The organism is Alloalcanivorax mobilis, assembly GCF_002864685.1.
GTDB classification, from domain to species: Bacteria; Pseudomonadota; Gammaproteobacteria; order Pseudomonadales; family Alcanivoracaceae; genus Alloalcanivorax; species Alloalcanivorax mobilis.
The window spans coordinates 232,937-240,553 of record NZ_NMQZ01000002.1; the positions used below are offsets into that span (position 1 = coordinate 232,937).

The following is a 7,617-nucleotide window of genomic DNA, read 5'->3' on the forward strand; positions in this document are numbered from 1 at the left end:
GAGTCAATAAAAGAGGGGAGGGCGGCAAATGCGGATGACGCTGGTGACGCTCTTTCCGGACATGGCCCGGGCCATCACCGATTTCGGCGTTACGCGCCGCGCGGTGGAAAACGGCCAGCTGGTGTTGGAAACGGTGAACCCGAGGGATTTCACCGAGGACAATCACCGCACCGTGGACGACCGGCCCTTCGGCGGCGGCCCCGGCATGGTCATGAAGGTGGCGCCCTTGCAACAGGCGCTGGCCGACGCCCGCTCCCGCAACACGGCGGCGAAAGTGATTTATTTGTCGCCCCAGGGGCGGCCACTGACCCAGGCGAAAGCCGAGCGGTTGGCCGCCGAGCCCGGCCTGATTCTGCTGGCCGGCCGCTACGAAGGGGTGGACGAACGATTGATCGAGACGGCGGTGGATGAGCAGGTCTCGATTGGTGATTACGTGCTCAGCGGCGGGGAATTGCCGGCGCTGGTGCTGATTGACGCGGTCACGCGGTTGTTGCCCGGGGTGCTCGGGCACAGTGATTCGGCTTCCCAGGATTCCTTTTCCGGAGAGCTGGAGAACCTGCTGGACTGCCCGCACTACACGCGCCCCGAGGAATATCAGGGTCGCAAAGTGCCTGAAGTGCTGCTCAGTGGCGATCACGAAAGGATTCGTCGCTGGCGGCTGCAACAGGCCCTGGGACGCACCTGGCGGTGGCGTCCCGATCTGCTTGAGGCACGCCGTGCGCGGGGCTTGAGCGAGGAAGAAGAGCGGCTGCTCGCGGAGTACATCCGGGAATCCGGGCAGCAATAGCGATACAGCGAACATTGAACGAGGAGCCTGCCATGAGCGGCAAAACACCCCTGATTCAGGAAATCGAACAGGCGCAATTGAAAACCGATGTGCCGGTATTCGGCGCCGGTGACACCGTCACCGTGCAAGTAAAAGTGAAAGAAGGCGCCCGCGAGCGTCTGCAGGCATTCCAGGGCGTGGTCATCGCCCGCCGTAACCGTGGCCTGAACTCCGCGTTCACGGTGCGTAAAGTTTCCCACGGCGTGGGTGTGGAGCGGGTTTTCCAACTGCACAGCCCGCTGATCGATTCCATCGAAGTGGTTCGTCGTGGTGACGTTCGCCGCGCCAAGCTGTACTTCCTGCGCGAGCGTTCCGGCAAGTCCGCGCGGATCAAGGAAAAAATCCGCAGCAACAAGTAGCGCCCCGCTCAGGAGCCATCGTCGCTTCAGCCTTCGCTGTAGGGCAAACGGAAGCGACCTCTGGCCGGGTGGGACGATCCGCGCTGTGCGGATCGGCTACAAAAAAAAGGGCCACCGATCAGGTGGCCCTTTTTTTGTTGGTCTGAATGCGTCCGCTCAACGGAATGGTAGTGATCGTGGACAGGCGCCCGGATTTACCGCTTCGCGACCATCCGATAGATCACCAGCACCACCAGGGCGCCGATCACCGCGGTGACCACGCCACCCAGGGTGAAGGCATTGACCGGCCCGCCGATGCCGGCCATGGCACCCAGCCAGCCGCCGACGATGGCGCCGATAATGCCCAGGATAATGGTCATGATAAACCCGCCAGGGTCGCGCCCCGGCATGATCCACTTGGCGATGACCCCTGCCAGAAGGCCCAGTACGATCCATGACAGAATGCCCATACAACACTCCTTCGTTTAAGCTGAATTTACCGTTCTCCGATGGCGTCGATTATGCCAACGTGGAGCGCCAGGGCCGGGTAATAAATAGTAAAAATGGGCGATCGGTCCGCCGCGCTGGCGGCCCGCCGGTTCGTGTTATGCTCGCGCGATGACCCTCACCGATTCCGAACAGCGCCTGATCGACGCCTGGCTGGACCACCAGTGGCTGGAGCGCGGCCTGAGCCGCCATACCCTGGAGAGCTACGGTCGCGACCTGCGGCAGTTCGGCCAATGGCTGGCGGCGCACGGTGACCAGCTTGCCCGCTGCGACCGGGTGGCGCTGCTGAGCTTTCTGGCCGACCGCCACGCCGAAGGCGTGGGCGCCCGTTCGGTGGCGCGCCAGCTTTCCGCGCTGAAGAGTTTTTTTCGCTGGATGCGGCGCGAGAACCGCATCGCCGAGGACCCCACTCTGAACGTGGCGCGGCCGCGCACCGGGCGTCCCTTGCCGAAGACCCTGTCCGAGGCCGATGTCAGTGCGCTGCTGGCGGCGCCGGACCTGGACGACCCGCTGGGCCTGCGTGATCGGGCCATGCTGGAGGTGCTCTACGCCAGCGGTTTGCGCGTCTCGGAACTGGTCGGCCTGACGCTGGGGCAGGTCAATACGCGCCAGGGGCTGGTGCGAGTAGTGGGCAAAGGCGATAAGGAGCGCCTGGTGCCCCTCGGCGAAGAGGCGCTGCACTGGCTGGAGCGTTACCGCCGCGAAGCGCGCCCGCTGCTGGTCGGCGCCGACCAGGAAGTACTGTTTCCCAGCCGCCGGGGCAGCATGATGACCCGGCAGACATTCTGGCACCGGATCAAGCAACTGGCGGTGCGCGCGGGGGTGCAAAAGCCCCTGTCTCCCCATACACTGCGCCATGCTTTCGCCACGCATCTGCTCAATCACGGGGCCGACCTGCGGGTGGTGCAGCTGCTGTTGGGGCACAGCGACCTTTCCACCACCCAGATTTACACGCACGTTGCCCAGCAACGGCTGGAAGCGCTCTACGAGCAGCATCACCCGCGTTCGGGAACCTGAGCGGCGCGGGCGACTCCAAGCCTCAAAGCCCGCCGGCTCGCGGGCACAGACACGGAACCACGGAGAATAAGATGAAGCGGATACTTTTGGTGGGGATGGGGATGCTGGTCGCCGGCATGGCGCTGGCCGCCGGCAAGGTCGATGAGAAGGCGCTGAAAGCGGCGTTCGCCAAATCGTTTCCCCAGTTCCAGGTCACCAGCATCAAGCCGGCGGCCATTGACGGCATGGCGATGGTCGAGCTGAATGGCCGCGAAGTGGTTTACGCCAGTGACGACGGTCGCTTTATCTTCACCGGCGATCTGATCGAGCTGCGCGACGAGGGCCCGGTGAACCTCAACGAAGAGCGCCTGCAAACGGTGCGCGCCGAAGGGTTGGCGAAAATTGATCCGAAAACCATGATCACCTACCCGGCCGAAGGCAAGCAGAAGGCGGAAATCTACGCCTTTACCGACATTACCTGTGGTTACTGCCGCAAACTGCACCGCCACATCGAGCAGTACACCGCCGAAGGCATCACCGTGCATTACCTGGCGTTCCCCCGGGGTGGCCCGGATTCCCAATCCGCCAAGGACATGCGCCACATCTGGTGTGACGCCAAGCCCGACCAGGCGCTCACCGCCGCCAAGCTCACCAACGCGATCTCCGAGGCCAAGCTCGGCGAATGCGCCGAATCGGTGGACCGGGAATACCAGATGGGGATTAATTTCGGCGTGCGCGGGACCCCGGCGATTTATTCCCCCGACGGCGTGCAACTGGGTGGCTACGTGACGCCGGAGCAACTCAACCAGCGCCTCGGGCTGTAGCCCTGCCCGATCACCCCGGCGGCCTCGGGTGACGGGCTGAAAGCCCCGTATTTCGGCGCTTTCCGGCGGGTTTCGACGGGCTAATTACATTGACGGCGCAGGGTTGCGCCGTTAATGTGTCCGGCTTCCGATAATCCGCCCAAGGTGATGCCGTGGAAGCCGAATTCCAACGCATTAAGCGTCTGCCCCCGTACGTCTTCAACATCGTTGGTGAGTTGAAGAAAGCGGCGCGAGCGCGTGGCGAGGACATCATCGATTTCGGCATGGGCAACCCGGACCAGCCGACCCCTCAACACATCGTCGACAAGCTCACCGAAACGGCGCAGCGCGGCGATACCCACCGTTATTCCCAATCCAAGGGCATCCCCCGGCTGCGCAAAGCGATCACCGACTGGTATCAGCGCCGCTACCAGGTGTCACTGGACCCGGAATCCGAAGCCATTGTCACGATTGGCTCCAAGGAAGGCCTGGCGCACCTGGCGCTGGCCACCATGGGGCCGGGCGACACCGTGTTGGTGCCGAACCCGAGCTACCCGATCCACCCTTACGGATTCGTGATCGCCAACGCCGACATCCGCCACGTACCGATGGTGCCCGGGGTGGATTTCTTCGAAGAGCTGGTGCGCGCGATCAAGGAATCCTGGCCCAAGCCGAAATTGCTGGTGTTGAATTTTCCCGGCAATCCCACCGCCCAGTGCGTGGACCTGGAATTCTTCGAGAAAGTGGTGGCGATTGCCCGTGAACACGGTATCTGGGTGGTACACGACATCGCCTATGCGGACATCGTGTTCGACGGCTACCAGGCGCCTTCGATTCTGCAAGTGGAAGGCGCCCGGGAAGTGGCGGTGGAATTCTTTTCACTGTCCAAGAGCTACAACATGCCCGGCTGGCGGGTTGGCTTCTGCTGCGGCAACAAGGAGCTGATCCACGCGCTGGCGCGAATCAAATCGTATCTGGATTACGGTACCTTCACACCGGTCCAGGTGGCGGCGATTGCCGCTCTGGAAGGCGATCAGAGCTGCGTGGCGGAGATCCGCGAGCTGTACCGCAAGCGCCGTGATGTGCTTTGCGATGGCCTCAACGAACTGGGTTGGACGGTGGCGCGGCCAAAGGCCACCATGTTCGTGTGGGCGCCGATTCCCGAGGCGTATCGGGCGATGGGCTCCCTGGAGTTTTCCAAGAAGCTGCTCAACGACGCCGGCGTGGCGGTTTCGCCGGGCATTGGCTTCGGCGAATACGGCGATGACCACGTACGCTTCGCTCTGATTGAGAACGAACAACGCACCCGGCAGGCGCTGCGCGGCATCAAGAAGATGTTTCGCGCCGATGGCCTGGCCATTGATTAAAGAGGAAATAAGGTGAAACCGGTAAAGGTCGGCATCGCGGGACTGGGCACGGTAGGCTCGGGCACCGTCAATGTACTCAAACGCAACGCCCGCGAAATTGGCCGGCGGGTGGGTCGTCCCATCGAAATCGCCCACATCGGCAGCCGTCGGGACAACCCGCTGTGCGACATTACCGGTGTGCGTTTTTCCGAGGATGTGTTCGCGGTCGCCAACGATCCCGACATCGACATCCTGGTGGAATTGATTGGCGGTACCGACACCGCCCGGGAACTGGTGCTGACCGCGATCCGCAACGGCAAGCACATCGTCACCGCCAACAAGGCGCTGATCGCCGAGCACGGCAATGAGATCTTCCACACCGCCCAGGAATGCGGCGTGGACGTGGCGTTTGAAGCGGCGGTGGCCGGCGGTATTCCGATTCTCAAGTCCCTCGGCGAGGGGCTGGCCGCCAACCATATCAATTGGGTCGCCGGGATCATCAACGGCACCGGCAACTACATTCTGACCGAGATGGAACAGGGTGGCCGTTCGTTCGCCGAGGTGCTCGACGAGGCTCAGCAGCTCGGCTACGCCGAAGCCGACCCGACCCTGGACGTGGAAGGCATCGACGCCGCCCACAAGCTGACCATCATTGCCTCCATCGCGTTTGGTATCCCGCTGCAGTTCTCCAAGGTGTATATGGAGGGCATCAGCCGCATCACCATCGAAGACGTCAACAGCGCCGCCCAGTTTGGCTATCGGATCAAGCACCTGGGCATCGCCAAGGACACCGGTTCCGGCATCCAGCTGCGCGTTCACCCCACCCTGGTGCCCAAGGAAGCCATGCTGTCAGCGGTCAACGGTGTCATGAACGCGGTAATGATCGATGGCGACGCGGTTGGCCCGACCATGTTTTACGGCGCCGGCGCCGGCTCCGACCCGACCGCCTCGTCGGTGGTGGCGGACATCATCGAGATGGGCCGCGCGCTCACCGTGGATTACGATGAGCGGGTGCCCTACCTGGGCTTCCAGGCGGACCAGATGTCCGATGAGACCATTCTCACCATCGACGACATCTCCTGCAGCTGCTATCTGCGCCTTCATGTGCAGGACAAAGCCGGGGTGCTGGCGGACATTACCCGCATCCTCAGCGACCACCACATCAGCATCGAAGCGCTGGTGCAGAAAGAGGTGGAGCAGGGCCTGGTGCCGATCGTTATGCTCACCCACAACGTTCGCGAGGGCGACATGAACGCCGCGCTCAAGCGCATCGCTGCTCTGGATACCGTTGACCAGGATATAATGCGTATTCGCGTAGAGACGCTGGACGCCTGACGCCTGACGCCTGACGCCGGACGCCGGACGCTCAAACCTGGCTCGGAAAGCTTGGGGTGTTTTCTGCAATGCCTGACAGGCAACACACCAAGGACCTCAGCAACGGGTTAAAGCGTCCGGCGTCCGGCATCAAGCGTCCGGCCGCTTAAAAGTACCATACGATTAATGCCGTCGAGGCCGGCAACCAGACCTCGTCGCCACAAGTAGAGATATAACCATGCCATTCCGTGACCGTTACACTGGCCTGATCAACCGCTACCGCGACCACCTGCCGGTGAGCGATGACACCCCCGTGATCAGCCTCGGCGAAGGCAACACGCCGCTGATCCGCTTGAAGAATATCCCCCGCCTGCTTGGCAAGAACGTGGACATCTACGTCAAGTACGAGGGCCTTAACCCGACCGGTTCCTTCAAGGACCGTGGCATGACCATGGCGGTGACCAAGGCGGTGGAAGAAGGCAGCAATGCCATTATCTGCGCCTCCACCGGCAACACCTCCGCCGCCGCCGCCGCCTACGCCGCCCGGGCCGGCATCACCGCGTTCGTGATCATTCCCGAAGGCAAAATCGCCATGGGTAAACTGGCCCAGGCGATGATGTACGGGGCCATGATCATGCAGATCCGCGGCAACTTCGATCAGGGCATGGAGCTGGTCAAGCAGGTGGCCCAATCCGCTCCGGTCACGGTGGTCAACTCGGTCAACCCGTACCGCCTGGAAGGTCAGAAGACCGCCGCCTTCGAGATTATCGAAGAGCTGGGCCGGGCCCCGGATTTCCACTGCCTGCCGGTGGGCAACGCGGGCAACATCACCGCCCACTGGATGGGCTACAGCGAATATCACAAGAGCGGTGTGGTGAACGCCGCGCCGAAGATGGTCGGTTACCAGGCCGATGGCGCCGCGCCGTTCCTGCGTGGGGCGCCGGTCAGCGAACCGGAGACCGTGGCCACCGCCATCCGCATCGGCAATCCGCAATCCTGGGATAAAGCCTGGAAAGTGCGCGAAGAATCCGGCGGCTGGTTCGATGAGCTGACCGACGCGGAAATCCTCAACGCCCAGAAGTTGCTGGCGGAGAAAGAGGGGGTGTTCTGCGAGCCCGCCTCGGCGGCCAGCATCGGCGGCGCCATGCGCGACATCAAGGCCGGCAAGATTCCCGAAGGCAGCACCGTGGTCTGCACCCTGACCGGCAACGGCCTCAAGGACCCGGACACCGCCATCGCCCAGTGCCAGGGCGACATGGCCAAGGGCAACCGCATGGTCACCATCGATGCGGAACTGAACGCCGTTCGCGACGCCATCCTTGGCAATATGTAAGAAACGCTGCACAGAAAAAAAGCGCGCTCTCCCCATAGGGAGGCGCGCTTTTTTTGGTTCTTCGCGGAGTGGGGGAAAGTGGCTTTTCTGAATCGTGACTGGGTAGCTCCATTGGGGACGCGGGACAAGGGCGGTGCCTTCCGGGACCGCTCAA

At 62.8% G+C, this 7,617-nt stretch carries 8 protein-coding genes; 7 read left to right on the top strand and 1 reads right to left on the bottom strand.

Going from position 1 to position 7,617, the window contains the following annotated elements; translation table 11 throughout:
• Window positions 1-28: 28 nt before the first annotated feature.
• Complete coding sequence (trmD, locus tag CGS25_RS02670; protein ID WP_101674515.1) at window positions 29-787, top strand: tRNA (guanosine(37)-N1)-methyltransferase TrmD; 759 nt, start codon at window positions 29-31, stop codon at window positions 785-787.
• Window positions 788-819: 32 nt separating this feature from the next.
• On the top strand, window positions 820-1,185 hold the full coding sequence (rplS, locus tag CGS25_RS02675) for a 50S ribosomal protein L19 (RefSeq protein ID WP_089031473.1): 366 nt from the start codon (window positions 820-822) through the stop codon (window positions 1,183-1,185).
• A gap of 194 nt (window positions 1,186-1,379) precedes the next feature.
• Here rplS and CGS25_RS02680 read toward each other — a convergent pair whose 3' ends face one another.
• Window positions 1,380-1,634, bottom strand: coding sequence for a GlsB/YeaQ/YmgE family stress response membrane protein (locus tag CGS25_RS02680; protein ID WP_089031474.1), 255 nt, complete (start codon window positions 1,632-1,634; stop codon window positions 1,380-1,382).
• A 148-nt stretch (window positions 1,635-1,782) separates the two neighbouring features.
• On the opposite strand from CGS25_RS02680, the gene xerD reads away from it, so the two are divergent.
• From xerD to thrC, 5 genes are all read left to right on the top strand, one after another.
• Complete coding sequence (gene xerD / locus CGS25_RS02685; protein WP_101674516.1) at window positions 1,783-2,688, top strand: site-specific tyrosine recombinase XerD; 906 nt, start codon at window positions 1,783-1,785, stop codon at window positions 2,686-2,688.
• A 71-nt stretch (window positions 2,689-2,759) separates the two neighbouring features.
• The gene (locus CGS25_RS02690) at window positions 2,760-3,491 is read left to right on the top strand and encodes a thioredoxin fold domain-containing protein (protein ID WP_101674517.1); all 732 of its coding nucleotides are present in this window, start codon (window positions 2,760-2,762) and stop codon (window positions 3,489-3,491) included.
• 152 nt (window positions 3,492-3,643) lie between these two features.
• A complete protein-coding gene (alaC, locus tag CGS25_RS02695; RefSeq protein ID WP_089031477.1) occupies window positions 3,644-4,837 on the top strand; it encodes an alanine transaminase in 1,194 nt (397 codons plus the stop codon).
• 12 nt (window positions 4,838-4,849) lie between these two features.
• The gene (locus CGS25_RS02700; RefSeq protein WP_089031478.1) at window positions 4,850-6,151 is read left to right on the top strand and encodes a homoserine dehydrogenase; all 1,302 of its coding nucleotides are present in this window, start codon (window positions 4,850-4,852) and stop codon (window positions 6,149-6,151) included.
• 217 nt (window positions 6,152-6,368) lie between these two features.
• Window positions 6,369-7,463, top strand: a complete 1,095-nt coding sequence (gene thrC / locus CGS25_RS02705; protein WP_089031479.1) for a threonine synthase — start codon at window positions 6,369-6,371, stop codon at window positions 7,461-7,463.
• Window positions 7,464-7,617 lie beyond the last annotated feature (154 nt).